We start from the raw sequence: 25,796 nt of genomic DNA, 5'->3' as shown, positions 1-25,796 counted from the left end.
GCCTCAGCTATCGGTTGGGGGTGGCGGTGCGGCCGCGCCCTTGCGCTTGATATTGCGGCGGATCATCGACAAATCCGCTCCGCCGATCAGGAAGGCGACGGCGAAATAGACGACCATCGACACGCCGATCAGGATTCCAAGCGCGCCCAGCTTCGGCCAGAACGGCGCACCGGAGGCCAGCGAGGCGGCAAAGATGCCGCGCAGATAATAGAGAACGCCGCCCATGACGGCGGCTGCCACGGCCTGCAGCGCCGCGCGGCGCAGAAGCGACCATTCCCAGACAAGATGGCCACGGCGCAGCAGCGTGACGAAGAGCAGGACCGTGCTGATCCAGCCGGCCGTGGCCTCAGCCACCGCAATGCCCGGCGCGCCGAGGCGTGGAAACAGCGTGATTGCCAGCGCGCAATTTGCCGCCACGGCGACTGCCGAGAACCGCATCGGCGTCCTGGTGTCCTCACGGGCGTAGAAACCCGGCTGCAGCGCCTTGATCAGGACGAAGGCCGGCAGGCCGATACCGTAGATGGCAAGGATCGAGCCGACGATGGCGGTATTTTCGGCATGGAAGGCGCCACGCTCGTAGAGCACGCGGATGATCTCGTCGGAGAGTATCCACAGTGCAAAGGCGGCGGGGATGGTCAGGAACAGCACGAACTCGATCGACCGGTTCTGCAGGTTTCCGGCCTCCCGCAGATGCCCGCCCTTCAAGGCCCGTGACAATTCCGGCAAGAGGACGACGCCGACGGCAATGCCGACCACGCCGAGCGGCAGCTGGTAGATGCGATCCGCATATTGCAGGGCAGCGATGGCGCCGTCCTGCGCCGATGCGATCGCCTGGCCGATGATCTGGTTGATCTGGGTGATACCGCCGGTGATGGCGGCCGGCACGGCCAGGACGAGCAGGCGCTTGACGTTGGGTGTGAAGCGCGGAAATTTCAGGCCGATGCTCATGCCGGCATGGAGGACGCCGAAATAGACGACGCCAAGCTGCAGCACGCCCGCCACGAGCACGCCCCAGGACAGGTACCAGGCAGTCATCAGCGGATCGGCGCCTGTATAAAGCGCATAAATGAGCGCGCTGATCATCACGATGTTGAGGAAAATCGGCGCGACGGCGGCGGCGAAGAAATGATGCAGCGAATTGAGCATGCCGCTCATCATCGCCGTCAGCGACATGCACATCAGATAGGGGAACATCACCATCGCCATGCGCACGGTGAGGCTCGATTTCTCGACATCGTCGGCAAAACCGGGCGCGATGACGAAGCGCACCAGAAGCGGCATCGACAGTTCCATCGCGATGGTGATCAGCAGAAGCACGGTAAACAGCACGCCGAACACTTCTTCGGAGAAGCGCTTGGCGCCATCGATGCCGTTGGCTTCTATTTCCTTGGAAAACAGCGGCACGAAGGCGGCGTTGAAGGCGCCTTCGGCAAAGAGGCGGCGAAACAGATTGGGAAACCGGAAGGCGGCATAGAAGACGTCGGCCATTGGCCCGGTGCCGAGCGCCGCCGCCATCAGCATTTCGCGGGCGAAACCGAAGATGCGGCTGCCGAGCGTGGCGCCGCCCACGGTCATGAATTTCCGCACCAGACTCATGATTCTGCCTTGGCCTTCCTTGCGCCGGTGACGGAACGGATGTGCTGCGGCGCGATCATGCCCGAGGGCATGCGGTCACGCATCTCGTCCGCCTCGTCCGACATCACGGCCTTCAGCCGTGCGACGATATTGTTGTGCCGGTTCTCATTGGTGATCTTCTGGCCGACGAGGTCGGCGACATAGAAGGTATCGATAACCTTTTCGCCGAACGTGGTGATATGGGCCGAGGCGATGTCGAGGGAGAGATCGGAGAGCACAGCGGTGATTTCCGACAGGAGGCCGGTCCGGTCGAGGCACTCGACCTCGATGACCGTGAACTTGTTGGACAGGCTGTTGGAGATGGTGACGGCGGGCGGCACCGTGAAGGTCTTGTTGCGCTTGCGATTGCGGGTGCGCGAGGCGATCACCTCCGGCAGGCGCCTTGCGCCGGACAGGACATTCTCGATCATCTTGCCGATGCTGGCGGCCCGGCGCATCTCGTCCTCATCGACCGGAAATTCGCGATTGACCAGGATCGTATCGAGCGCCCGGCCATCGGATGTGGTGAAGATCTGCGCATCGACGATATTGGCGCCTGCCGCCGCACAGGCACCGGCGATCACCGCTAGCAACCGGGGATGATCCGGCGACAGGACCGTGATTTCGGTGATGGCGTGGAACTGGTGGGTGCGCACCATGGTGGCGAGTGCCCGGCCCGCCTTGTCGGCCTCGCGGATGAAGCGGGCATGGCGCAACTGGTCCTCCAGCGGCACCGACAGAAGATAGGGCTGATAGTGCAGCTTGCTATAGGTCTTGCGGTCCTTCTGGCTCCAGTCGGACAGCGCCTCCTGAAGCATATCGGCGGCATGGGCCGCCCTTTCCTTGCGCGGCAGATCGGAAAAGCCACCGGACAGCAGCAGTTCCGTCTCATAATACAATGTCCGCAGAAGCTGGCCCTTCCAGCCGTTCCAGACGCCCGGGCCGACGGCGCGGATATCGCAGACCGTCAGGACCAGAAGCATTTTCAGCCGCTCCAGCGACTGCACCTTCTCGGTGAAATCGATGATCGTCTTGCGGTCGTTGAGATCGCGCGTCTGCGCGACCATCGACATCGTCAGGTGTTCCTCGATCAGCCAGGCGACCGTTTCGGTCTGTTTCGGCGTCAGGCCGAAGCGCGGGCAGAGTTTGCGGGCAACCTTGGCGCCGGCGGTGGAATGATCCTCGGGCCTTCCCTTGGCGACATCGTGCAGGAGCACGGCGACGAAAAGCGCGGTGCGATCCTCGATGCCCGGCATCAATTTGGCGGAAAGCGGATGAATGTCCTCGTCGCGCCCCTGATCGACACGGGCAAGCACATCGACGGCGCGCAGGAGATGCTCGTCCACCGTATAATGGTGATACATGTTGAACTGCATCAGCGAGACGATCTTGCCGAATTCCGGAATGAAGCGGCCAAGCACGCCGGCCTCGTTCATGCGCCGCAGGATCAGTTCCGGATCGCGCCGCGAGGTCAGCATCGAGATGAACAGCCGGTTCGCCTCCTCATCCTCGCGCACGGAGGGCGTGATGAGACCGAGCGACCGCGTTACCTGCTTGAGGGCGGCGGGATGGAATTCCAGGCCGTTGATATCGGCCATATGGAAGAGGCGGATCAGGTTGACCGGATCGCGCTTGAAGACATCCGGGCTGGCCAGCGCGATGCGCCCGCCGTCATCGACGAACTCCAGGGTGCCGGCGATCTTGCGGATGCGATGGGTGAATCGGTTCAGCGCCGCGGTGAAGCCCGGGAGCTGCTTTGCCTGCTGGTCCTCCAGCGCCGCGCAGAAGATGCGGGTGAGATCGCCGACATTCTTGGCCACCAGGAAATAGTGCTTCATGAAACGCTCGACCGCGGTCAGGCCGGGGTGATCGTGATAGCCGAGGCTTTCGGCGATTTCGCGCTGGATGTCGAAGGACAGGCGCTCCTCGGCCTTGCCGGTGAGGAAATGCATATGGCAGCGCACCGCCCAGAGAAAATCGTCGGCCTTCTGGAACAGCTTGTATTCCTGGCGCGACAGGACGCCGAGCTTGACCAGATCGGCGCTGTCCTTGACCCGGTAGAAATATTTGGCGATCCAGAACAGGGTATGGATGTCGCGCAGCCCACCCTTGCCTTCCTTGACATTGGGTTCGACCAGATAGCGCGTGTCGCCGGCCTTGCGATGGCGCTCGTCGCGCTCGGCAAGCTTGGCGGCGATGAAATCGGGGCCTGTATTCTTGACGATCTCGGCGTCGAAGCGGATTTCAAGTTCCGCCGCCAGTTCCATCGAACCGCAAACATAACGGGTCTCGAGGATCGCCGTGCGGATCGTCATGTCGCCGCGCGACAGCCTTATACACTCCTCGATGGTGCGGGTGGCGTGGCCGACCTTGAAGCCGAGATCCCACAGGATATAGAGCATGAACTCGATCGCCGGCTCGCTCCACACCGCCTTGGTGGCCGGCAGGAGGAACAGAAGATCGATGTCGGAGCCCGGCGCCAGCGTGCCGCGGCCATAGCCGCCGACGGCGGTGACGGCGAGCCGCGTCGAGGGCTTGGCATTGGCCGCGTTGAACACTTCGTTCAGGGTAAAATCATGCAGGATCGTGATCAGCTGGTCCTGCAGCCAGGAGATCCGCTCGGCGCATTTATGGCCGCTGCCGTCCTCAAGGAGCAATTGGCGGGCCTTTTCACGCCCCTCCAGATTGGCCTGCCGGAAAGCCGCCAGCAGGGCCTGGCGCATCAGGTCGCGCTGTTCGGCATGCGCCGAGGCGATGAAGCTGCATCTGGCCCTCAGCGCCTGGACGTCGAGGATGCCGGCCAGTTTATCAGGAGATGAATTTTCGTTCTTGCCTGTCAATGCCGACCATCTTCCCGTCCGGCGGGCGCCGCGCGCCGCTCTTCATGCGCTATAGACCTTTTGTCCGGGCGCGGACAAGGCTTGCGCGGTCACGATGCGCCAAGTTGCGTCTTCAGCGCATAAAGCGCGTCCATTGCCTCGCGCGGGGTCATCTCGTCGGGATTGAGTGCCTTCAGCGCCGCCTCGACCTTGGAGGGGCCGGCCTTGTCGCGCTCCTCGCGGCGGACCGCCACCTGGAACAGGGGCAGGTCGTCGATCAGCTGGCTTGCCGGGTTCTTGCGATCGGCATCCTCGAGCTTGGCCAGCACATCCTTGGCGCGGGCGACGACGGAGGCCGGGAGTCCGGCAAGCCGCGCCACCTGGATGCCATAGGAACGGTCGGCCGCACCGGGGCCGACCTCGTGCAGGAAGATGACGTCGCCGTCCCACTCCTTGACCCGCATCGTGGCATTGGACAGCCGCGCGAGCTTTTCCGACAGCACCGTCAATTCGTGGAAATGGGTGGCGAACAGGCCACGGCAGCAATTGGCCTCGTGCAGATGCTCGACGGCGGCCCAGGCGATCGACAGGCCGTCAAAGGTGGCGGTCCCGCGGCCGATCTCATCCAGGATCACCAGCGAGCGGTCCGTCGCCTGGTTGAGGATCGCCGCCGTCTCGACCATTTCGACCATGAAGGTGGAGCGGCCCCTCGCCAGATCGTCCGAGGCGCCGACGCGGGAAAAGAGGCGATCGACAATGCCGATATGGGCAGAGGCGGCCGGCACGAAGCTTCCCATCTGCGCCATGATGGCGATCAGCGCATTCTGGCGCAGGAAGGTGGATTTACCGCCCATATTGGGGCCGGTGAGCAGCCAGATCGCCCCATTTCCCTCACCGTCGAAGGGTGACAGATCGCAGGTATTGGCGACGAAGGCGGCGCCGGTCTGGCGGCGCAAGGCCTGCTCGACGACCGGATGGCGGCCGCCTTCGATGGCAAACATCTTCGACCGATCAACCAGCGGCCGGCAATAGGCCTGTTCTTCGGCCAGACATGCCAGACCGGCCGTGAGGTCGAGGACGGCAAGCGCCAGGGCCGCCGCCTTGATCGCCTCGGCTTCAGCGACGACGGCCGCGGTCAATCGGTCGAAAGCCTCCAGCTCGATGGTCAGCGCCCGGTCGGCGGCATTGGCGATTCTGGTTTCGAGATCGGCAAGCTCGGTGGTGGTGAAACGCATGGCGTTGGCCATGGACTGGCGGTGGATGAAACGGGCGCGCGCCTCGGGGCCGTCCGTCAGCGGCCCGGCGCTGCCGGCCGTCACCTCGATGAAATAGCCAAGCACATTGTTGTATTTGATCTTCAGCGCCTTGATGCCGGTTTCCTCGGCATAATCGAGCTGCAGGCCGGCGATGACGCGGCGCGACTGGTCGCGCAGCGTCCGCATTTCGTCGAGTTCCGGGTTGGCGCCATCGCGCAGAAAGCCGCCGTCGCGCTTCAGCAAAGGCAGTTCATCACCGAGCATGGTGGCCAGTCGATGGACCATTTCGCCCGGCAAGGCGGCAATGGCATCGCCGGCGACGGCAAGCTCGTCGGACAGTTCCGCCCTGCGAAGAAGGCTTTCGACCTCGACCGCCGCCTGGCATCCGGCAAGGATGCAGCCCAGATCGCGCGGGCCGCCACGGCCCAGCGAAAGACGCGACAGGGCGCGCGGCATGTCGGGCATATGCTTGAGCGCGGAGCGCAGGTCGCCGCAGAAGGCCGGCTGGTCAAAAAGTGCCGTGATGGAATCGAGTCGCGCATTGATCCGCTCCGGGTCGGTCAAGGGCGACATCAGCCGCTCCGCCAACAGGCGCGCACCGCCGCCGGTCACCGTCCGGTCGAGTGCTTTCAGGAGGGTTCCATTGCGGTCTCCCGACTGGGTCTTGACCAGTTCGAGATTGGCGCGGGTGGCGGGATCGATGAACAGGGTCGAGGCGGCGCTTTCGCGCTCGGGCCTGCCCAGCGGCGGACGTTCGGCAAACTGGGTTTTTTCGACATAGGAAATCGCTGCCGAGGCCGCTGCAAGCTCGGCGCGGGAAAAACTGCCGAATCCATCGAGGGTCCCGACGCCGTAGTAGCGGGTAACCCGGTTTTCCGCGGTCGCACTATCGAACAGCACGGCCGGCTGCGGCACGGCCACACGGCCGAGAACGTCGATGAGGGGCCGCATCTGCGGATCGTGGAAAACCGTATCGGCGAGGATCAGTTCGCGCGGCTCGATGCGCAGGATATCGGCAAGCAGCCGCGTTTCGTTGGTTTCGCAGAGCCGGAAGACGCCGGTGGAAATATCGATCCAGGCGAGCGCCAGAGCCGCCTCCGTGCCGCCACGGATGCGCGCGAGCGTCATCAGGTAATTGCTCTCGGAGGGCGAGAGCAGCCGGTCCTCGGTAATGGTGCCGGGCGTCACCAGCCGCACCACATCGCGCCGGACAACCGATTTTCCGCCACGTTTCCTGGCTTCCGCCGGATCCTCGATCTGCTCGCAGACGGCGACGCGAAAGCCGAGCCCGATCAGCTTTTGCAGGTAATCGTCGGCGGCATGCACCGGCACGCCGCACATGGGGATATCCTGCCCGAGATGCTGGCCACGCTTCGTGAGCGTGATCCCGAGAGCCCGCGATGCCTCCACGGCATCCTGGAAGAACAGCTCGTAGAAATCGCCCATCCGGTAGAACAGCAGCGAGTCCGGATTGTTGGCCTTGATCTCGATAAATTGTTCCATCATCGGCGTGGCCGTGGCGCGGCTTTCCTCCGTCGCCAGTTGGGCGGCGGAAAGAACCTCGGGGTTGCGGATGGTCGGCTCGGTCACAAAAGTCATGCTGGTCCCAGAAAAGTGGTGCCTCACTATCCATGCGCGTTTATAGAAGACAACAACAAAGCGGCGCGGGAGTGCCGTCGCCCACAAAAGGTTGGAGGACCCATGCCGGCAAAAGACAAGAGCGGCCGCAGCGCGACCAGCGTCACGGATCAGGAAGCTTTGGATTTTCACGCGCAGGGTCGCCCCGGAAAGCTGGAAATCTCCCCGACCAAGCCGATGGCGACGCAACGCGACCTCTCGCTTGCCTATTCGCCGGGTGTCGCCGTGCCGGTGAAGGCGATCGCCGCCGACCCTCAGACGGCCTATGACTATACGGCGCGCGGCAATATGGTGGCCGTCATCTCCAATGGCACGGCCATTCTGGGCCTTGGCAATCTCGGCGCGCTCGCCTCCAAGCCGGTGATGGAAGGCAAGGCAGTGCTGTTCAAGCGCTTCGCCGATGTCGATTCCATCGACCTGGAAGTCGATACCGAGAATGTCGATGAATTCATCAATTGCGTGCGCTTTCTCGGACCGTCCTTCGGCGGCATCAACCTCGAGGACATCAAGGCGCCGGAATGTTTCATCATCGAGCAGAAACTGCGCGAGATCATGGATATTCCGGTCTTCCATGACGACCAGCACGGCACGGCGATCATCGCGGCAGCCGGCCTGATCAACGCGCTCACCCTGACGGGCCGCGACTTCAAGACGACGAAGCTGGTCTGCAATGGCGCGGGTGCGGCCGCGATCGCCTGCGTCGAACTGATCAAGGCCATGGGCTTCAACCCGGCCAACATCATTCTCTGCGACACCAAGGGGGTCATCTACCAGGGCCGCACCGAAGGCATGAACCAGTGGAAATCGGCGCATGCGGTGAAGACCGATCGGCGCACGCTGACGGAGGCCATGAAGGGCGCCGACGTGGTCTTCGGCCTTTCGCAGAAGGGCGCGCTGTCGGAGGAAATGATCCGCTCGATGGCGGACAGGCCGATCATCTTCGCCATGGCCAATCCCGATCCGGAAATCACCCCGGAAGAAGTGGCGCGCATCCGCGATGACGCGATCATGGCGACCGGCCGGTCGGACTATCCCAACCAGGTCAACAATGTCCTGGGCTTTCCCTATATTTTCCGCGGCGCGCTCGACGTACGCGCCTCGACGATCAACGACGCCATGAAGATCGCCGCAGCGGAAGCGCTGGCCAACCTTGCCAAGGAGGACGTGCCGGACGACGTGGCGGCGGCCTATCAGGGCAATCGTCCCCGTTTCGGGCCGCAATATATCATTCCCGTACCGTTCGACCCGCGACTGATCTCGGCCATTCCGGTGGCCGTGGCCAAGGCTGCGATGGAGAGCGGCGTCGCCCGCAAGGCGATCCCCGATCTTGACGCCTACGGCCGCCAGCTCTCGGCCCGCCGCGATCCGATCGCCTCGACGCTGCAGCGGATCTACGAGCGCGTCCGGCGCTATCCGAAGCGGATCGTCTTTGCCGAAGGCGAGGAGGTGCAGATGATGCGGTCCGCGCTCGCCTATGCCAACCAGAATCTCGGCACGGCGCTGCTTCTCGGGCGCGAGGACCGGATGCGCGAAACGGCCGAGCGCGAAGGCATCGATCTCGACCGCCCCGGCATCCAGATCGTCAATGCCCGCATTTCCAAGCGCACCGGCGCCTATACGGATTATCTCTATGCCCGTTTGCAGCGGCAGGGCTATCTGTTCCGCGATGCCCAGCGCCTGATCAACAACGACCGCAACCATTTCGCCGCCTGCATGGTGGCGCTGGGGGATGCGGACGGCATGGTGACCGGCATCACCCGTAACTATTCGACGGCGCTCGAGGACGTGCGCCGTTGCATCGATGCCAAGCCCGGCCACCGGGTGATCGGCGTGTCGCTGGCGCTCTGCCGCGGCCGCACCGTGCTGGTGGCCGATACCGCGGTCCACGACATGCCGACCTCCGAAGAGCTGGCCGATATCGCCGAGGAGGCCGCCGGCCTTGCCCGCCGGCTCGGCTATTTTCCGCGCGTGGCGATGCTGGCGTATTCCACCTTCGGCCATCCTTCCGGCGAGCGTTCGGAACGGGTGCGCGAGGCGGTCAATATTCTCGACAGGCGGCGCGTCGATTTCGAATATGACGGCGAGATGGCGGCCGATGTGGCGCTCAACCCCAAGGTCATGGAGCAATATCCGTTCTGCCGGCTTTCGGGCACCGCCAATGTGCTGGTCATGCCGGCCTTCCACTCGGCCTCCATCTCCACCAAGATGCTGCAGGAACTGGGCGGTTCGACGGTGATCGGCCCGATGCTCGTCGGGCTCGACAAATCCGTCCAGATCGTTTCGATGACCGCCAAGGATTCCGACATCGTCAACATGGCGGCACTCGCCGCGCACAATGCCAATAGCTGATCCAACGCGCCAACGGCACCGCGTAAAAAAGCCGCTCCGGTGATGACCGGAGCGGCTTCTTCATTGCCTTAATACTGATCTTGATAAAATAACTTTGGGAACTGCAAAAGGAATGGAAGCAAGAGGGAAGGCAGGGCCGAAAGCCCTTTACGAGCAAAATCTCAGCTGGCGAAGCGGCCCGCATCGGCGCCGTAGTAATTCAGGTAGCGGCCTGAAATGCTGGTGATCGGCAGGACGATCAGCACGTCGGTCGTGCGGAAGGCGTGATCGACCACCGCGCCTTTGCCGACCATCGCACCCAGGCGCATGTAACCCTTGATCAGCGGCGGCAGGGCTGCGAGCGCCTTGCGCATATTGATCGCTTCGACCGGCATCAGGTCCATGGTGCGAAACCGCTCGGGGCGCGCCGAAACGTCCCATTCGCCGCCCACCGCCATGTGATGGTGCAGGAAGGACAGCGCCAGGGCATGTTCCTCGGGAACGACGCCTGGGAAGGAGCCACAGCCGAACATCGCGTCGATGCCGTATTTCAGCGCATAGGCCCAGTTGCCCTGCCACAGCAGTTCGACAGTGCGCTTGGTGCGGTAATCGGGCAGTACGCAGGAGCGGCCGAGTTCCATGAACCTCTTGTCCGGGTGGCGCTCCAGAAGCGCGCCGACGGAAAACTCGGAGGTGGAATAGAAACCGCCGGCGCGCATGGCAACATCCTGGCGCAGCAGGCGGTAGGTGCCGACGATCTGGTCTTCGGCATCGCCATCGATCGAGGTGTCGAGCACCAAAAGATGATCGCAGACAAGGTCCCAGGCATCGGCGTCCCGCTTGCGCCTTTCGGCATCCAGCGGGACCTGCGCCTTCATCTCCTCGACGAAAACCCGGTAACGAACCGCCTGGGCGGCATCGACTTCGGAGGCGTTGCGGGCAAGCCGCGTTTCCAGATTGCCGATGCGGCCGAGCACGTCGGACGCCGGAGCCGCAAGGCCCCGGACATAGGACTGCGGCTGGTCAGCCACGTGCACCAGATCCAAGGGTTCGATTGTCATTGCGCGTCATCCCGGTCGCTTTGTTCCTATCCGCGTTAAACCATGTTTCTGCGACAGGATAGTGACATTGGGGCTGCACGCAACAGGCTTCACCGGGGATCGAGCAGGCTGTCGATCTGGGCGGTGAGCGCGTGCGGATCGGCGGGCTTGGAAAGGACGGCGCTGGCGCCGGCGGCGATCAGACCCTCACGGATCTCCTGTCGCGTGTCGGAGGTGAGCACGATAAAGGGAACCGGCGCCCTGCCCGACTGGCGTTCGTCGTTGCGGATCCGCTCGATCATCGACAGCCCGTCGCCACCCGGCATATTGAGATCGCTGACGATCAGCTTTGGCGCATCGGCCTTGTCCTGTGGCGCGTCGAAGAGGGTCGCAGCCAGCGCCTCGAAATCACTCACGAGGCGGACCTGGTGCCCGGCCTTTTCCAGGACGGCGCGAACCAGAAGAGCATTGATCGGGTCATCCTCCGCCAGAAGCACGCCGCCTTGCTGCGGCCTTTCGCGCAGCGGCGGCACTTCGCGCAGAACCGGTCGGTTGTCGTTGATGGCGTCGCGCACTTCCATGCCCTTCATCCGCCCGCGCAGCACATCGACCAGCGACTTTTCCCTGAGCGGCCGGATGAGCCAGGCATCGTAGCCGTCCATATGGTTGATGCGCCGGCCGTTGCGCTCCTCCGGATTAATGAGATAGGTCCGCCGCAGCTTCTGGCGGGCAAGGCCCGGCACCAGCGCCAGCAGGCCGCGAAACTGGGCCGCGTGGCGGTGATCGACGATGATATCGGTGAGCGCGCGGCTGGCCGACAGCGACCGGATCGCGGCGGCCTGCGCCTCCTCCAGCGTTTCGACGGCTTCGCAGGAGCCGCCCAGCGTCCTTATGGTATCGCAAAGTGCTCGCGAGGCGGGCCCGGCCGGGGCCATGACCAGCACGGCGGAACCGGCAAGAGCGCCTTTGCGGGCACGCACCGGCGCCGTCAAGTCGCAACCGAGGGCCGGAAAGCGGATTTCGAAAGTGCTGCCCTTGCCCGGGATGCTCGAGACCCGGAGCGAACCGCCACCTTCCCTGACGATCCGCCTTGAGATTGCAAGGCCGAGACCCGAGCCGCCGGATCGCTGCGCATTGCCGCCGGCCTGCTCGTATTCGTCGAAGACCCGTGCCTGCTCCTGCAGGTTCATGCCGGGGCCGCTATCCTCGACGCGGATGACGATCATCCCCTTTTCGACGGCGGCGCTGACGAACACCCCGCCGGCATGGGTGAACTTGACCGCATTGCCGATGACGTTGAACAGCACCTGGCGCAGGCGCGCCGCATCGAAATCAATCAATGCCGGAACACCGACGCTGACCGTCGCGCCGATCTCGATACCCTTTTCATGGGCGCGGTGCGACAGCATTTCGACCACGCTTTCGATCGTTTCGCGCAAGGGACCGGGCGCCGGGCGAAGCTGGAAGCGACCGGCTTCGATGGAGGAGAAATCGAGGAGATCATCAACCAATTGCACCAGCGCATGGCCCGACTGACGCATGCCGACGAGATAGCTCTGCTGCTCGCCGGTCAGCCGGGTCTGGCCGATCAGATGGCTCATGCCAAGAATGCCCGAAAGCGGCGTGCGAATCTCATGGCTGACGGTGGCGAGCAGCCGCGACTTTGCCTGGCTGGCCTCTTCTGCGCGGCGGCGTGCCTCTTCGCTCTCGCGCGCGATGCGGGTTTCCTCCGTCACATCCCGGGCGATGCTGTGCAGCATGAAGCGGCCGCTCGACGGTTCGCGGGCGATCACGTCATGCCAATCGAACAGGCTTTCGCCGGCGGTCGTGGCGATACGGACGCGGTAGCGATTGGGGGCTGACGCCGGCTCGAATACGATCCCGAGCGCCTCGCAGGTCATGCCCTCCGGCTTCGATTGCCTGGCCAGCCGGCAGAAGACGGAATTGGCCTGGACGATCATCCCCCCCGGCTCGCGGATAATGGCGATATCGCCCAGCGCGTCGTGGATGGTGGAGAGAAGCTGCGAGGTCTCACTGCGCTCCCAGCGCCTGTCATCGGCCTTTTCAGCCTGAAGCCGGGTCGCCAGCCGCATCGGCCGAGTGGAGCGGTACCAGTCCCTGACGAAGAGGGCCGCGCCGGCAATGCCGGCGGCGGCAAGGCCGGCGGCCAGCAGGTGAAGCCCGGCTTCGGCGCCGGTTCCCAGAATGGCCGTCGAACTGACCAGCCCGGCGCCGGCCAGCAGCGGCTTCAGCAGCGGATAACGGTCCGGGACCGTCTCGATCCCATGGTCTTCCAGCGTGACGGGATTCTCGTTCAAGACGAGCGTTGGCGCCTCCTTTTCGCCCAGCCTGCGGGCGGGCGGAGTGAATTCGGAGGCAATCCGTTCCTGGAGATGCGACGGCTCGTTCATGGCCTGCCCTAGCACGGGAAGGGTTTGGAATGGCTTCAACCGGTTCCTAAAATTTTAGTCGTTCCGTTTTTTCATCTGCAGGACCTCGTCGAGAATGATCGCGCCTGCGCCAAGGGTGATGAAGCTGTCGGCAAGGTTGAAGACGGCGAAAGACCAGGTCGCGGTATGGAAAAGCACATAGTCGATGACATAGCCGAAGAGCAGCCTGTCGACAAGATTGCCGAGTGCGCCGGCAATGATCATCGCATAGCCGAGATGTGCAAAAAACCGGTCGTTCGGCGTACGGCGCCAGAGCCACAGGACGAAACCGACCACCACCAGGCGCATGGTGACGATGAACCAGCCCTCCATCCCCGACAGCATGGAAAAGGCGACGCCGTAATTATAGGTGCGAAACAGCGCCAGCATCGGGATAACCGGCACCATGCGTTCGAACGGCAACCAGAGTTCGACCGCAAGCTTGATCGCCTGGTCGGTGAGGACGGCGACGAGGATGAACAGGGCGATCGGCAGCGGCCGGGAAAATAGCGCGGTCTTGCCGGTCATGCCTTGCCATCCAGAACGAGAAGATGACGCCGCGCCTCGAACAGCATGATGCCGGTGGCAATCGCCAGATTGAGCGAGTCGGCGCGGCCCTGCTGCGGGATGCGCGCCAGCGCCGTCGCCTCCCTTGCAAGCTCGTCCGGCAGGCCCGCCTGTTCATTGCCCATCAACAGCACGACGGGCTTCTTGCGGTAGTCGATGGTGCGATAATCGACGGCGCCGGCCAGATGAGTGGCGACGAGTTGCACGCCGGCCGCCTTCTGCCATTTGACGAATTCGGCGATGCTCGCGCGGATCAGCGGCATCGCGAAGACGGAGCCCATCGTCGCCCGCACCGTTTCCAACGAGAACGGATCGGTGGTTTCGCCGACAAGGACGACGCCCGAAGCGCCGGCCGCATCGGCGGTGCGGATGATGGTGCCGAGATTGCCGGGATCGCGGACGCGGTCGAGCGCCACATAGGTTTCTCCCGGCATCGGCCTGACCGTGCGCAGATCGCCATAGCGCTGCTCGAAGACACCGACGACCATCTGCGGATTGTCGCGCCGTGTGATCGCCGACAGGACTTTCTCGCTGACCTCCAGCACCAGGCCGCCGCTGGCGACCGTTTTCAGCGCCACCTGCTCCACCTGCGGCTTGCCCTTGGCAGCCTTCGCATAGACCAGCGTCCGGATCGTCCAGCCGAGATCGAGCGCGTCGATGACCAGTTTCAAGCCTTCGGCAATGAAGGAACGGGTTTCGTCGCGCTCCTTTTTCTGGGACAGCGCCTTGATATCCTTGATGATCGGGTTGGCAAGACTGGTGACTTCCTTCACCTGGCCGACGCGGCGTGGGGCGTTATCCCGTGTAGTGTCGTTCATTTCGGAACCCATCGGCTGAAAAGGGAAGTGGAGAGCGCCCGGCCCGGCTCGCTGCCGTCAAGACCGCCTTCGCGCAGGATCAGTTCGCCGGATTCAACCATGCCGCCGCGCCCGCGCATCGTTTCGCGCATCAGTTCGTGGATGGAATAGAAACTCGCCCGGATCGAATAGGCGGTCAGCACCAGGCCCCTCGCCTCCGGCGACAGGATTTCGCGGCAGATGTCGAGCATCGAGGCCAGATGATCGAAAAGCTGCCAGACCTCACCATTGGGGCCGCGGCCGAATTTCGGCGGATCGGTGAGAATGATGTCGTAGCGGCTGCCGCGGCGCTCCTCGCGCTGGATGAATTTCATCGCATCCTCGCAGATCCAGCGGATCGGCAGATGTTCGGCGCGACCGAGCGCCTGGTTTTCCCGCGCCCAGCCGATCGCCTTCTTCGACGCGTCGACATGGGTCACCTCGGCGCCGGCTTTCGCGGCAATCAGCGAGGCGACGCCGGTATAGCCGAACAGATTGAGCACCTTCAGTGGCCGGTCGGCGGCCTCGATGCGCTCCTTCATCCAGCTCCAATGGGCAAGCTGCTCGGGAAATACGCCGACATGGCGAAAGGCGGTGAAGCGGCCATAAAATTCCGAGTCGAGAATCTGCATCGGCCAGGTCTCACCGAGCGCCTGGCGCGGAAAGCGCCAGCGTCCCATGCCATCTTCGTCGGTATCGCCGGTGAAGATGGAATCGGCGTTCTCCCAGACATGCGCCGGCAGGGACTTCGGCCAGAGCGCCTGCGCTTCAGGGCGGACGATCCGGTAGGGACCATATTGCTCGAGCTTCAACCCATCGCCGCTGTCGATCAGGTGATAGTCGCGCGCACCCTTGGTTTCGAGAATGACGGGAATCCGCTCGCCGGGCTTGTCGCCGGTGCGCATGCGCAGTTCGCGCGGCGCAACGGTTTCCTGTGCTGGCGGCTTCGATGCGGTTTTTTCGGAAAGCCGGGCGGCGGGCGGGCGGCTATTGCCGTGCGACGCCGGATGCGCTTTTGCGGGCTTCAGCCTGCCTGCCGCCGGTTGCACGGCGCGGCCCTGCACGCCCCGCGACGATGTCGCCGGTCCGGCTTTCTTTCCTGGCCGTCGATCTTTATCTTTCACGCCGTTCGTCCATACGCTGCCATTTTGCTCCGGCAGCAAATAGCACCGCTCCACCTCTTGGCAAAGCTGTTTCCCATCTGCGATAGTTTGAGCGCATAGGATCAGGGAGGATCGTCATGGATATGCAAGGGGAAGAACGCATCGCCGCGCGCCGCGAAACGGTCTGGGCGGCGCTGAACGATCCGGACATTCTAAGGCAGTGCATCCCGGGCTGTCAGTCGCTGGAACTGAAGTCGCCGACTGAGCTATCGGCCAGCGTCAAGCTCAAGATCGGCCCGGTTTCCGCATCCTTTGCGGGCGACGTGATCCTGTCGAACATCAATGCGCCGGAAAGCTACACGATTTCCGGCGAAGGCAAGGGCGGCATCGCCGGTTTTGCCAAGGGCGGCGCCGACGTTACCCTGACGGAAGATGGCGACGAGACCGTTCTCGTCTATGATGCCAAGGCAGAGATCGGCGGCAAGCTGGCGCAACTCGGCTCGCGGCTCGTCGGCTCCAGCGCCAAGAAGCTTGCCCAGCAGTTTTTCGCCGACTTCAATACCGCAGTCAGCGCCAAGGCGCCGGAATAACCGGAAATTATTTCGACGTTGAAGGCAGAAGCGTCTGCGAGGCGATGGTTTCGGCGCGGGTGCGGTGCTTTTCGGCCTCCGCATGCCATTTGACCGCCTCATGCGCCTCGTTGCGCGCGCGCTTGCGATATTTTCCCTGACCAAGCCAGGTGACAAGCGAGCCGATGATCATGCCGAAGATCACGGCCAGAAACAGGAAGACGAAGAAAGGCGCGGAGGCGGAGAGAACGCTGTCGGCCGGATCGAACGGATTGAGCGCCAGCGTCACCATCTGGCGATTGGCGACAGACAGGACGATCAGGACGATGGCAATCGGCACCAGCACCACGATGTTCACAAGCTTTTTCATCATCCTCATCCCGTCCTTGCCATCTCACCGGCCTTGAAGCGGCGCCAGGGCCAGCCGGCAGAGGTCATTCGTCGTCCTGGTCGTCGGTGCCGGGATTGAGCCGTTCGCGCAATTCCTTGCCGGTCTTGAAAAACGGCACCCATTTTTCCTCGACGAATACGCTGTCGCCGGTGCGCGGGTTGCGGCCGGAGCGCGACGGCCGGTTCTTCACGGAAAAGGCGCCGAAGCCGCGCAGTTCGACACGATTTCCGCCGGCCAGGGCATCAGTGATCTCATCGAGAACCGCGTTGACGATATTCTCGACATCGCGATGGTAGAGATGCGGATTGCGAGCCGCAACAATCTGCACCAGTTCTGACTTGATCACTGTCGCCCCCTCTCGTGAATTTACATTTGTTCTTAAAGCCTTACGCCCAGGAAAGGGCCATGTCCAGCCGCCAGGATGGCACCAGCTCCCGACCGGCCGGCAAAAGCGGCAGGCACCGGGTCACCGGCTGTCTTCAATCCTTGCCAACCTGCCAAACCGAAACCAGACCGTCAAGAAACAACTTCTCGCGGCCCAGATTTTCGACATGGCCAAGCAGCGGAAAAGCTTCATATCCCAAGGATTTGACCCAGGCGGCGGCGGCCGAGCCGAGACCGAAGGGCAAGGAATTGCTGGGGGCTTCCCAATCGATCACCGGAAGCTGCTTTCCGACGTCGCGCTTCTCAAGGAAGGCGCGGATTTCGTCGTCGCCGCCAAGTTCATCGACCAGCTTGAGGCCCAGCGCCTGGCGGCCGGTAAAGATGCGCCCGTCGGCAAGCGCCAAGGCTTCGCCACGCGGCAGGTTGCGGCGATCGGCGACAAGATCGACGAACCAGTTGAAGCTGTCGTCAATCATCGCCTGGATTACCGCCTTGGCCTCTTCGCTGGGCGGATGGAAGGGCGAAGGCTCGGCCTTCAGCGGCGACGACTTGATTTCCTCGAGCGACACGCCGACCTTGTCCATCAGGTCCTTGATCTGCGGATACTGGAAGAGAACGCCGATCGAGCCGGTAATGGAGGTATCGCCGGCAATGATGCGGTCACCGGCGAGCGCGATCATATAGCCGGCCGAAGCGGCGAGCGTCCGGACATTGGAGACGACGGGCTTCTTGGCGGCGACCTTGCGGATCGCCTTGAACAGCACTTCGCCGCCATAGGTCGTGCCGCCCGGCGAGGAAATAGTGACGACCAACGCCTTGACCGCGTCGTTCTCGGCGATCCGGTCGAGCCTCTCCACCAGTTCGCGGTCATCCTGGATGATGCCGGAAATATCGATCCGCGCCACATGCGGGCGGGCGAAGGCACCTGCCTGTCCCCCGCTGGAATAGAGATAGACCGCGATGCCGGCGCAGAGGACGAGCGCAATGGCGACGAGCCGCCAGAAGCCGAGCTTCCGCCGCAACTGGCGCCGGTCGGCGATGGCAAGCTGATCCATGTCTTTCTCCCTTTATCCGGACCTGCGATACGCGTAGCGACGCATTCCATAGCGGCGGCGCCGATCGTTGTAACGCGGTTTCAACAAAATTCGAGCCTCCATTGTAGCCGGACAAAAAAATCTCCATATTCGCGATCAATCACATTGCCGGGCATGACACGCCCTGGATGCGCCCGGCCGATTTCGAGTGACAGGTCTGTTTATGCTGAACGAAGTGCAATTTTCCGGCGCCTTGCCGCATTCGGGGGCGAGCATCGCCGACGCCTATGGCGAGGCCGCGCGGCACTCCCGGCGGGTCAAGCAATTGAAGATCGCCCTGCCCCTCCTCGCCGCGCTGGTCGGTGCCGTTTTCCTGGCAGTGTCGGTGGTGCGTGCCTTCCTGCCGGAAAATGTTCAAATCGAGAATGCAACGATCGAAAACGGCAAGATCGTCATGCAGAATCCGGCGATCTCCGGCCGCAACAAGCAGGATATCAGCTATTCCATGAAGGCGGTGCGGGCGCTGCAGGACATTGCCAATCCCGACATCATCACGCTCGAACAGATCCACGCCGAGATGCCGGTCAACGACACACTGATCGCCACCGTCGAGGCAACAAGCGGCATTTATGACCGCGGGCTCAACACGCTCGACATGAACGCGCCCTTCAGCATTACCATGAACAATGGCCTTGTCGCCGATTTCCAGGCGGCCTATCTGGATATCAATGCGGGCGAAATGGAGACGAAGAAGCCGATTGCAATCAGCATGAATGGCGGTTCCATTGTTGCACAGACGCTGAGAATGACGGATAAGGGACGTATTGTAACGTTTGAAGGCATGGTCAAGGTCGTTGTCGAGCCCAGCACCATCCGCAAAACCGCCAACTAGAAACCGGTGCACATAATGTCGGCCATTTCAGCCCTTTCCCTTCGGCTTGCCGGAACAGTCATTCTCTTAAGTCTTTTCGCCACCGTTCCCTTGTCTTCGGCCGCAGCCCAGGCGGCAACGAGCAAGATGAAGGGGCTGGAACTCTCCAATGACGAGCCGATCCAGATCGAGAGCGACAAGCTGGAGATCAAGGACCCGGAAAGCAAGGCGATCTTCACCGGCAATGTCAAGGTCGTCCAGGGGACGACGACGCTGCAGGCGGGCAATATGGTGGTGTTCTACAAGAAGGGCGGCGGCTCGATTTCCGGCGGCAATGCCGATATCGACCGGATCGAGGTCAGCCAGAAGGTCTTCCTGCAATCGGGGACGCAACAGGCGACCGCCGATACCGGCGTGTTCGACATGACGGCCCAGACGCTGGTCCTGAAGGGCAAGCAGGTGGTTCTTTCCGAGGGCAAGAACGTCTTTACCGGCTGCCAGCTGAATGTTCAGATGGAGACCGGCGAGGCGCAGCTCGAAGCCTGCGGCGGACGCGTCCAGATTCAGCTCGACCCGAAGTCCCAGAAGACGAACTGATGCAGACGCCGACGTGAATATTCCCTTCCTTCACAAACGCAAGCGGGCCGGCAAGCCGGAAGCGCTGCCCGCCCGCATGGTCGACAAGACCCGCTACGAAGGCACGCTGATCGCGCGCGGATTGACGAAATCCTATCGCGGGCGCCGGGTCGTCAACGGCGTGTCGCTGGTGGTGCGCCGCGGCGAGGCCGTCGGCCTGCTCGGCCCGAACGGCGCCGGCAAGACCACCTGTTTCTACATGATTACCGGGCTTGTGCCGGTGGACGAAGGCGCGATCGAGATCAACGGCAATGATGTGACGACCATGCCGATGTATCGCCGCGCGCGGCTTGGCGTCGGCTATCTGCCGCAGGAGGCCTCGATCTTCCGTGGCCTCACCGTCGAGGACAATATAAGGGCGGTTCTCGAGGTCCATGATAAGAACCGCGAGCGTCGCGAACACAAGCTCAACGAACTGCTCGGCGAGTTCAACATCTCGCATTTGCGCAAATCCGCGGCCGTCGCGCTTTCCGGCGGCGAGCGGCGGCGCCTGGAAATCGCCCGCGCGCTTGCGACCGACCCCACGTTCATGCTTCTCGACGAGCCCTTTGCCGGCGTCGATCCGATTTCCGTCGCCGATATCCAGGCGCTGGTGCGCCACCTGACCTCACGGGGCATCGGCGTCCTGATCACCGATCATAATGTGCGCGAGACGCTGGGACTGATCGACCGGGCCTATATCATCCATGCCGGCGAGGTCCTGACCCATGGGCGGGCCAACGACATCGTCACCAATCCGGACGTGCGCCGCCTTTATCTCGGCGACAATTTCAGTCTCTGACGACGACCTGCCCTGCCTTCTCCCCGCCAAACCGCCCGCCCGCCATTCACCTTATTGTTCGCCGGTGCTTGACCGGGCCCGATCAATAGGCAATTTTCGGGCCAGATGAAGGACCGCTGCCTTCGAGCGGAGGGCACGGCACCGATGCGCCGCATGTCAACGGGAGTTTCGCATTCGCATGGCCCTGTCAGCCAGCCTTTTCCTGCGGCAAAGCCAGACGCTGGCGATGACGCCGCAACTGATGCAGTCGATCCAGTTGCTGCAGATGACGCATGCCGAACTCAACCAGTTCATCGCGTTGGAAATCGAGAAGAATCCGCTCCTCGAAATGACCTCGGGCGACGAGATGCACGGCTCCGAGCGACAGGAGACGAGCGAGCCTCATTCCGCCGCGGTGGAGCACGACCATTATGAGGATGGGGAGCCCGCATCCTTCGATCGGCCGGGTGATGTTTATGACAGCGCCACCTCGGCCACCGGCGAACCGATGAGCGAGCAGCTCGACGTCAATTTCGAAAATGTCTTTCCCGACGACACCATAGCGCAGCGCGCCGATGCGCCGGAACTGCTCGGCCAATGGAAATCGATGCAAGGCGGCAGCGACAGCGGCGACGGTTACGATCTCGACGACTTCGCCGCCAGCCGCGTGACGCTGCGCGATTTCCTCAACGAACAGGTGCCGTTCAGCGTGCATGGCGCCGGCGATCTGCTGATTGCCCAGCTCCTGATCGACCAACTGGACGAAGCCGGGTACCTGCAGGCTGACATCGGCGAGGTCGCCGGGCGGCTGGGCTGCGCGGCAAACGACGTTGCCCGGGTTCTGAGCGAACTGCAGCTGCTCGACCCGCCGGGCATCTTTGCGCGCTCGCTCGGCGAGTGCCTGGCCATCCAGTTGCGCGCACGCGACCGGCTGGATCCGGCCATGGCCGCCCTGCTCGATCATCTCGATCTTTTGGCACGGCGCGACTTTGCCAGTCTCAAGCGCATCTGCGGCGTCGACGAAGAAGACCTGATCGACATGCTCTCGGAAATTCGCAAGCTCGATCCGAAGCCCGGCAGCCGCTTCGAGGCGAGCCCCTGCGAGACCGTCGTTCCCGACATTCTGGTGCGTGCGGCACCGGACGGCAGCTGGGCAGTGGAGCTCAACCCGGACACACTTCCGCGGGTCCTCGTCAACCAGGCCTATCACGCCAGGGTGCTGCGCCATGCGCCGAAAAACAGCGCCGACCACGCCTTCCTCAGCGAATGTCTGCAGACGGCCAACTGGCTGACCCGCAGCCTCGACCAGCGCGCCCGGACGATCATGAAGGTCGCCACCGAGATCGTGCGGCAGCAGGACGGATTCCTGGTGAACGGTGTCGATCATCTGCGCCCGCTCAACCTGAAGACGGTGGCCGACGCCATCAAGATGCACGAATCCACCGTCAGCCGCGTCACCTCGAACAAATACATGCTGACGCCCCGCGGATTGTTCGAGCTGAAATATTTCTTCACCGTCGCGCTCGGCTCGGCCGAGGGGGTAGACGGGCATTCCGCCGAAAGCGTGCGTCACCGCATTCGCGGCCTGATCGTGCTGGAAAGCCCCGACGCGGTGCTTTCGGACGACGATATTGTCGATCACTTGCGAAAAGGCGGCGTCGACATCGCCCGCCGGACGGTGGCGAAATACCGCGAGGCGATGAACATTCCCTCCTCGGTCCAACGCCGACGGGAAAAAAGGGCGCTTGCCAGGGTTTCGGCCTGAAGGCGGCAGGCGAGCGCCAGCCGGCTTATCCCCGCTATCAACAGGCTGCCTGCCCCTGCCGCCTCACTTTACGGCTGCTTTCTTGACTTTATTAGCGACTGCGGGTATGAGGCGGCCGCAATGAGGTCGGGCATGGAGCCCACCCAGTCATATTCCTTCAAAAATCCGGGCCGCCGCGACGCATAATGGTTTTGCGTGCGTGAAGTGCTTGGATGAAGGATGCGGTTGGAATAGACTGGCTACGCAAATCACGAAGAGAGAGGAAACTCCATGAGTGTGCGTGTATCCGGTAAACATATGGAAATCGGCGAAACGTTCCGTCTGCGGATCGAAGACCAGATCGAACAGGCCGTAACCAAATATTTTGACGGAGGATATTCAAGCCAAGTCACTGTGGAAAAGTCTGGATCTCGTTTCAGCGCCGATTGCAAGATACATCTTGATTCAGGCGCGGCCTTGCAGGCCAGTGGAGAAGCGAACGACCCGCAGGCCGCGTTCGACGCGGCATCGGAACGGATCGCCAAGCGCATCCGCCGGTACAAGCGGAAGCTCAAGGACCACCACAATGGCGCCGGCAATGCTGGATCTGCCGAAATCGCCTACACCGTGATGGATTCCATACCGGAAGAGGACGACGAGCTTCCCGAAAACTACGCGCCGACGATCGTCGCGGAGAGTTCGAAACAGTTGAGGACGATGTCCGTGGCGAACGCGGTCATGGCCCTCGACATGACGGACGAGCCCGTCCTGATGTTCCGCAGCCCTGGCAATGAACAGTTGAATATCGTCTATCGACGCAATGATGGAAACATTGGCTGGATTGATGCAGCCAATATCAAGGGCTGAGCGGATCGGCACGGACGGCGGTTTACCGTTGTCCGTGCCGCCGCTTTTTTCTGGTGGTGGACGCGTACAAGGCCGTTGAAGACGGCCCGGAAGCCACCGAGAGAAGATGGATGGATCTGCCGCCCGGCATTTTGCCGGTCGGATGGTCCTACCCGCGAACGAGGACGAAAAGAATGGCATTGGCAGGCCTGCTGCAGCAAAATGCAATACTTCCATCGATGAAGGCCAACTCCAAGAAGCAGTTGCTTCAGGAATTGGCGGCAAAGGCATCCAAGATCACCGGATTGCCCGAACGGGACATATTCGAGGTCATTCTCCAGCGCGAACGCCTGGGCTCCACCGGGGTCGGCAATGGCATTGCCATTCCCCACGGCAAGCTCGGCCATCTCTCGTCGATCGTCGGGATTTTCGCGCGCCTTGAGGCGCCCGTCGATTTCGAGGCCCTGGACGACCAGCCGGTCGATCTCGTTTTCCTGCTGCTAGCGCCCGAAGGTGCCGGCGCCGACCATCTGAAGGCTCTGTCCCGGATTGCCCGGGTGCTGCGCGATCCGGAAACGGTTGCCAAGCTGCGGGCCACCGACAGCGCATCGGCCATCTACGCCTTCCTTAGCGACGAGCAAGCGAACGCGGCCTGATCAACCAGGCGATCGAGATATCGAAAGCGCGGCTGAGAGGCTGCGCTTTTTTCATTTTGCCGCCACCTACGTCTTGATACCCGGATTTCGTCAAACACGGCCAAGGGGATATCGACAGGAACATGCCGCTAGACAATACTCCCTCCGATAACAGGGGGAGAACGGCAATGGTTGGACGGCTTTCGGGAAAGACCGCGTTGATCAGCGGGGGTGCGGGCGGATGCGGCCTTGCGGCCTCGAGGCTTTTCGCTCGCGAAGGCGCGCGTGTCGGCATCGTCGACCTGCCGCGCAGTAAGGGCGAGGAACTGGCGGCCGAAATCCGCGCCGAAGGCGGTGAGGCCGTGTTTGCGGCGGCGGACGTCTCGGTCTCGGCGCAGGTCAGCGCGGCGGTAAAGGCTGTCGAGGATACATTCGGGCCGATCACCGTGCTCTTCAACCATGCCGGCATTCTGGCGGTCGGCCCCTTCCTCGAAACGGAGGAAGACGAATGGGACCGGGTGATGGCCGTCAATGTCCGTTCGATGTTTCTGATGACGAAGGCGGTACTGCCCGGCATGCTGGCCGCCGGCGGCGGCAGCATCGTTTCCACCTCCTCGATTTCGGCCGTCGCGGCGACGCCAATGGAAGTGCTCTACGACACGACCAAGAGCGCCTGCCATATGTTCGCCCGGGCAATCGCCGTCGAGTTCCGCGACCGCGGTATCCGCTCCAACGCCGTCTGCCCCGGTTTCATCGCCACCGATCACGGCAAGCGCGAACTGGTCGGGCTTTCCAAATATGGGGTCGATGTATCGGATGCGGCGATTGCCGCGCAACAGGGGCGCATGTGCGATCCGATGGAAGTGGCCCAGGCCGCCCTGTTCCTCGCCAGCGACGAGGCGAGCTTCGTCAACGGCACCCATCTTTTCGTCGATAATTGTTTTACGGCTGTCTGAAAAAGGGGGAGAACGGGACATGATGCAGGCAGGCGGACATTGGCGCAACTGGGTGGGGAACCAGTCCTGTATCGTGCGGCACAGGGGCGCGCCCGATAGCGAGGCGGCGCTGGCCGAGATGGTCCGGGAGGCTACATCGAATGGGCTAAACGTGCGTTGCGCCGGATCCGGCCATTCGTTCACGCCGGTGGCGCTGACCAGCGGCCTGCACCTGACGCTTTCCGGCCTGCAGGGGATCGTCGGCATAGACGAGGCGCGCAAGCGCGTCTCCGTCCATGCCGGCACGACCATCAACACGCTCGGCAAGGCGCTGAAGGCAAGCGGCCTATCGATGATCAACCAGGGCGATATCGACAGCCAGGCGCTGGCCGGCGCGCTGACCACCGGCACGCACGGTACGGGGCTCAAGCTCGGCAACATGGCCTCGCAGATCGTCGGCATGCGGCTGGTGCAGCCGGACGGCAGCATTCTTGCCATCGACGACAGCCAGCCGGACATGCTCAATGCCGCGCGCGTCTCGATCGGCATGCTGGGCGTCATCTCGGAAATCACCCTGCAGGTGATGGACAGCTACAACCTGCATGAGAAGCTGTGGCGCTGCAGCTTCGACGAATGCATGGAGCAGCACGACGATCTGGCCGCCAAACACCGGCATTTCGGCTTCTTCTGGTGCCCGGTACCGGAAAGCCGCCACTGCTATTGCCTGCCGGACACGTCCTCCGTCTCGACCACGACACGTCTCTCCGATGTCTGCGAGATGAAGACCCTGGACATCACCGACCGGGAGCCGATGGAAGAAGGCTTCCAGAAGATTGCCTATTCCTCGGAGATCTATCCGATCGAATATGTGCCCAATTTCCACGAGCTGGAATATGCGGTGCCAGTCAAATACGGCAAGCAGGCCTGCATGGAGGTGCGCAAGCTGATGCTGGAGAAGCACCCCAACTGCATCTACCCGATCGAATACCGCTTCACCGCCGGCGACAGCGGCTGGATCAGCCCCTTCTTCGAGCAGGATTCGATCACGCTTTCGGTTTCCGGAGAACCGGGCACGGACTACTGGAACTATTTGAAGGATGTCGACGACATCCTGCGCCAGTTCGGCTCACGCCCGCATTGGGGCAAGCTGCATTTTCTGGGTGCCGAGGACGTGACCGCGCTCTATCCGCGCGCCAGGGATTTCAAGGCGCTACGCAACACGCTTGATCCGGAGGGGCGGTTCTTGAACGATCATTTGAGGCAATTGTTCGGGTAACTCAACCCGAGTGCGTGGGGCTTACCCCCCTCTGTCGGCGTCGCCGACAGAGGGGTATACACGGCACAAAGCCATTCGGTCAGGC

General features: G+C 62.7%; 21 protein-coding genes. 10 read left to right on the top strand and 11 right to left on the bottom strand.

Going from position 1 to position 25,796, the window contains the following annotated elements; all coding sequences use genetic code 11:
• Positions 1 to 3 precede the first annotated feature (3 nt).
• The 3 genes from murJ to mutS form a co-directional block, all read right to left on the bottom strand.
• On the bottom strand, positions 4 to 1,596 hold the full coding sequence (gene murJ / locus ASD31_RS19695) for a murein biosynthesis integral membrane protein MurJ (RefSeq protein ID WP_056337877.1): 1,593 nt from the start codon (positions 1,594 to 1,596) through the stop codon (positions 4 to 6).
• Complete coding sequence (locus tag ASD31_RS19690) at positions 1,593 to 4,454, bottom strand: [protein-PII] uridylyltransferase (protein WP_056337876.1); 2,862 nt, start codon at positions 4,452 to 4,454, stop codon at positions 1,593 to 1,595. Before ASD31_RS19690 ends, murJ begins: the two co-directional genes overlap by 4 nt.
• Positions 4,455 to 4,543: 89 nt before the next feature.
• Positions 4,544 to 7,288, bottom strand: a complete 2,745-nt coding sequence (gene mutS / locus ASD31_RS19685) for a DNA mismatch repair protein MutS (protein WP_056337874.1) — start codon at positions 7,286 to 7,288, stop codon at positions 4,544 to 4,546.
• Between the two features lie 102 nt (positions 7,289 to 7,390).
• Between mutS and ASD31_RS19680 the strand changes: the two genes are divergently transcribed.
• Positions 7,391 to 9,676 carry an NADP-dependent malic enzyme gene (locus ASD31_RS19680; protein ID WP_056337872.1) on the top strand — a complete coding sequence of 762 codons (2,286 nt, stop codon included), beginning with the start codon at positions 7,391 to 7,393 and terminating at the stop codon, positions 9,674 to 9,676.
• A 161-nt stretch (positions 9,677 to 9,837) separates the two neighbouring features.
• Here the strand turns inward: ASD31_RS19680 and ASD31_RS19675 are convergent, their stop codons facing one another.
• The 5 genes from ASD31_RS19675 to ASD31_RS19655 all read right to left on the bottom strand — a co-directional run bounded on the left by ASD31_RS19675 (position 9,838) and on the right by ASD31_RS19655 (position 15,651).
• Positions 9,838 to 10,716 carry a GNAT family N-acetyltransferase gene (locus ASD31_RS19675; protein WP_056337870.1) on the bottom strand — a complete coding sequence of 293 codons (879 nt, stop codon included), beginning with the start codon at positions 10,714 to 10,716 and terminating at the stop codon, positions 9,838 to 9,840.
• A gap of 89 nt (positions 10,717 to 10,805) precedes the next feature.
• Positions 10,806 to 13,106, bottom strand: coding sequence for a hybrid sensor histidine kinase/response regulator (locus ASD31_RS19670; RefSeq protein WP_056337868.1), 2,301 nt, complete (start codon positions 13,104 to 13,106; stop codon positions 10,806 to 10,808).
• A 54-nt stretch (positions 13,107 to 13,160) separates the two neighbouring features.
• Positions 13,161 to 13,652: a signal peptidase II gene (lspA, locus tag ASD31_RS19665; protein ID WP_056337866.1), complete on the bottom strand. Its 492-nt coding sequence runs from the start codon at positions 13,650 to 13,652 to the stop codon at positions 13,161 to 13,163.
• On the bottom strand, positions 13,649 to 14,509 hold the full coding sequence (locus ASD31_RS19660) for a TrmH family RNA methyltransferase (protein ID WP_056338272.1): 861 nt from the start codon (positions 14,507 to 14,509) through the stop codon (positions 13,649 to 13,651). The genes lspA and ASD31_RS19660 overlap by 4 nt, the downstream gene beginning before the upstream one ends.
• Positions 14,506 to 15,651, bottom strand: a complete 1,146-nt coding sequence (locus ASD31_RS19655) for a class I SAM-dependent rRNA methyltransferase (protein WP_056338269.1) — start codon at positions 15,649 to 15,651, stop codon at positions 14,506 to 14,508. The genes ASD31_RS19660 and ASD31_RS19655 overlap by 4 nt, the downstream gene beginning before the upstream one ends.
• Before the next feature lie 116 nt (positions 15,652 to 15,767).
• On the opposite strand from ASD31_RS19655, the gene ASD31_RS19650 reads away from it, so the two are divergent.
• Positions 15,768 to 16,220 (top strand): SRPBCC family protein, encoded by a 453-nt coding sequence (locus ASD31_RS19650; protein WP_056337862.1) that lies wholly within the window; start codon positions 15,768 to 15,770, stop codon positions 16,218 to 16,220.
• Positions 16,221 to 16,227: 7 nt separating this feature from the next.
• Here the strand turns inward: ASD31_RS19650 and ASD31_RS19645 are convergent, their stop codons facing one another.
• The 3 genes from ASD31_RS19645 to sppA form a co-directional block, all read right to left on the bottom strand.
• Entirely contained in the window at positions 16,228 to 16,572 is a 345-nt protein-coding gene (locus tag ASD31_RS19645) for a hypothetical protein (RefSeq protein ID WP_056338266.1), read from the bottom strand.
• Positions 16,573 to 16,633: 61 nt separating this feature from the next.
• A complete protein-coding gene (locus ASD31_RS19640) occupies positions 16,634 to 16,936 on the bottom strand; it encodes an integration host factor subunit beta (protein WP_056337859.1) in 303 nt (100 codons plus the stop codon).
• Between the two features lie 133 nt (positions 16,937 to 17,069).
• Positions 17,070 to 18,029 (bottom strand): signal peptide peptidase SppA, encoded by a 960-nt coding sequence (sppA, locus tag ASD31_RS19635; RefSeq protein ID WP_056337856.1) that lies wholly within the window; start codon positions 18,027 to 18,029, stop codon positions 17,070 to 17,072.
• Positions 18,030 to 18,231: 202 nt separating this feature from the next.
• Here sppA and lptC point away from each other — a divergent pair, with 202 nt between their 5' ends.
• From lptC to ASD31_RS19595, 8 genes are all read left to right on the top strand, one after another.
• The gene (gene lptC, locus ASD31_RS19630; protein ID WP_056337852.1) at positions 18,232 to 18,900 is read left to right on the top strand and encodes an LPS export ABC transporter periplasmic protein LptC; all 669 of its coding nucleotides are present in this window, start codon (positions 18,232 to 18,234) and stop codon (positions 18,898 to 18,900) included.
• Positions 18,901 to 18,915: 15 nt separating this feature from the next.
• Positions 18,916 to 19,476: an LptA/OstA family protein gene (locus ASD31_RS19625; RefSeq protein WP_056337849.1), complete on the top strand. Its 561-nt coding sequence runs from the start codon at positions 18,916 to 18,918 to the stop codon at positions 19,474 to 19,476.
• A gap of 13 nt (positions 19,477 to 19,489) precedes the next feature.
• Positions 19,490 to 20,296 (top strand): LPS export ABC transporter ATP-binding protein, encoded by an 807-nt coding sequence (gene lptB, locus ASD31_RS19620; protein ID WP_156392732.1) that lies wholly within the window; start codon positions 19,490 to 19,492, stop codon positions 20,294 to 20,296.
• A gap of 178 nt (positions 20,297 to 20,474) precedes the next feature.
• Positions 20,475 to 22,040, top strand: coding sequence for an RNA polymerase factor sigma-54 (gene rpoN, locus ASD31_RS19615; RefSeq protein WP_056337846.1), 1,566 nt, complete (start codon positions 20,475 to 20,477; stop codon positions 22,038 to 22,040).
• Positions 22,041 to 22,310: 270 nt separating this feature from the next.
• Entirely contained in the window at positions 22,311 to 22,886 is a 576-nt protein-coding gene (gene hpf / locus ASD31_RS19610) for a ribosome hibernation-promoting factor, HPF/YfiA family (protein ID WP_056337843.1), read from the top strand.
• Positions 22,887 to 23,059: 173 nt separating this feature from the next.
• A complete protein-coding gene (gene ptsN / locus ASD31_RS19605) occupies positions 23,060 to 23,521 on the top strand; it encodes a PTS IIA-like nitrogen regulatory protein PtsN (RefSeq protein WP_056338260.1) in 462 nt (153 codons plus the stop codon).
• Between the two features lie 167 nt (positions 23,522 to 23,688).
• Positions 23,689 to 24,456, top strand: a complete 768-nt coding sequence (locus tag ASD31_RS19600; protein WP_056337841.1) for an SDR family NAD(P)-dependent oxidoreductase — start codon at positions 23,689 to 23,691, stop codon at positions 24,454 to 24,456.
• A gap of 19 nt (positions 24,457 to 24,475) precedes the next feature.
• Positions 24,476 to 25,711: a D-arabinono-1,4-lactone oxidase gene (locus ASD31_RS19595; protein ID WP_056337839.1), complete on the top strand. Its 1,236-nt coding sequence runs from the start codon at positions 24,476 to 24,478 to the stop codon at positions 25,709 to 25,711.
• Positions 25,712 to 25,796 lie beyond the last annotated feature (85 nt).

The organism is Rhizobium sp. Root482, from assembly GCF_001426565.1.
Taxonomy (GTDB): domain Bacteria; phylum Pseudomonadota; class Alphaproteobacteria; order Rhizobiales; family Rhizobiaceae; genus Pararhizobium.
Note: the sequence above shows the minus strand (reverse complement) of the source record. Positions and strands in the feature narration are given on the sequence as shown.

Excerpts from the sequence above, each read along its gene's own strand:
- ASD31_RS19675 (WP_056337870.1), bottom strand. The coding sequence starts at position 10,716 with ATGACAATCGAACCCTTGGATCTGGTGCACGTGGCTGACCAGCCGCAG.
- mutS (WP_056337874.1), bottom strand. The coding sequence starts at position 7,288 with ATGACTTTTGTGACCGAGCCGACCATCCGCAACCCCGAGGTTCTTTCC.
- ASD31_RS19680 (WP_056337872.1), top strand. The coding sequence starts at position 7,391 with ATGCCGGCAAAAGACAAGAGCGGCCGCAGCGCGACCAGCGTCACGGAT.
- ASD31_RS19645 (WP_056338266.1), bottom strand. The coding sequence starts at position 16,572 with ATGATGAAAAAGCTTGTGAACATCGTGGTGCTGGTGCCGATTGCCATC.
- ASD31_RS19660 (WP_056338272.1), bottom strand. The coding sequence starts at position 14,509 with ATGAACGACACTACACGGGATAACGCCCCACGCCGCGTCGGCCAGGTG.
- murJ (WP_056337877.1), bottom strand. The coding sequence starts at position 1,596 with ATGAGTCTGGTGCGGAAATTCATGACCGTGGGCGGCGCCACGCTCGGC.
- lptC (WP_056337852.1), top strand. The coding sequence starts at position 18,232 with ATGCTGAACGAAGTGCAATTTTCCGGCGCCTTGCCGCATTCGGGGGCG.
- lspA (WP_056337866.1), bottom strand. The coding sequence starts at position 13,652 with ATGACCGGCAAGACCGCGCTATTTTCCCGGCCGCTGCCGATCGCCCTG.
- ASD31_RS19600 (WP_056337841.1), top strand. The coding sequence starts at position 23,689 with ATGGTTGGACGGCTTTCGGGAAAGACCGCGTTGATCAGCGGGGGTGCG.
- hpf (WP_056337843.1), top strand. The coding sequence starts at position 22,311 with ATGAGTGTGCGTGTATCCGGTAAACATATGGAAATCGGCGAAACGTTC.
- ptsN (WP_056338260.1), top strand. The coding sequence starts at position 23,060 with ATGGCATTGGCAGGCCTGCTGCAGCAAAATGCAATACTTCCATCGATG.
- ASD31_RS19595 (WP_056337839.1), top strand. The coding sequence starts at position 24,476 with ATGATGCAGGCAGGCGGACATTGGCGCAACTGGGTGGGGAACCAGTCC.
- sppA (WP_056337856.1), bottom strand. The coding sequence starts at position 18,029 with ATGGATCAGCTTGCCATCGCCGACCGGCGCCAGTTGCGGCGGAAGCTC.
- ASD31_RS19650 (WP_056337862.1), top strand. The coding sequence starts at position 15,768 with ATGGATATGCAAGGGGAAGAACGCATCGCCGCGCGCCGCGAAACGGTC.
- rpoN (WP_056337846.1), top strand. The coding sequence starts at position 20,475 with ATGGCCCTGTCAGCCAGCCTTTTCCTGCGGCAAAGCCAGACGCTGGCG.
- ASD31_RS19670 (WP_056337868.1), bottom strand. The coding sequence starts at position 13,106 with ATGAACGAGCCGTCGCATCTCCAGGAACGGATTGCCTCCGAATTCACT.
- ASD31_RS19625 (WP_056337849.1), top strand. The coding sequence starts at position 18,916 with ATGTCGGCCATTTCAGCCCTTTCCCTTCGGCTTGCCGGAACAGTCATT.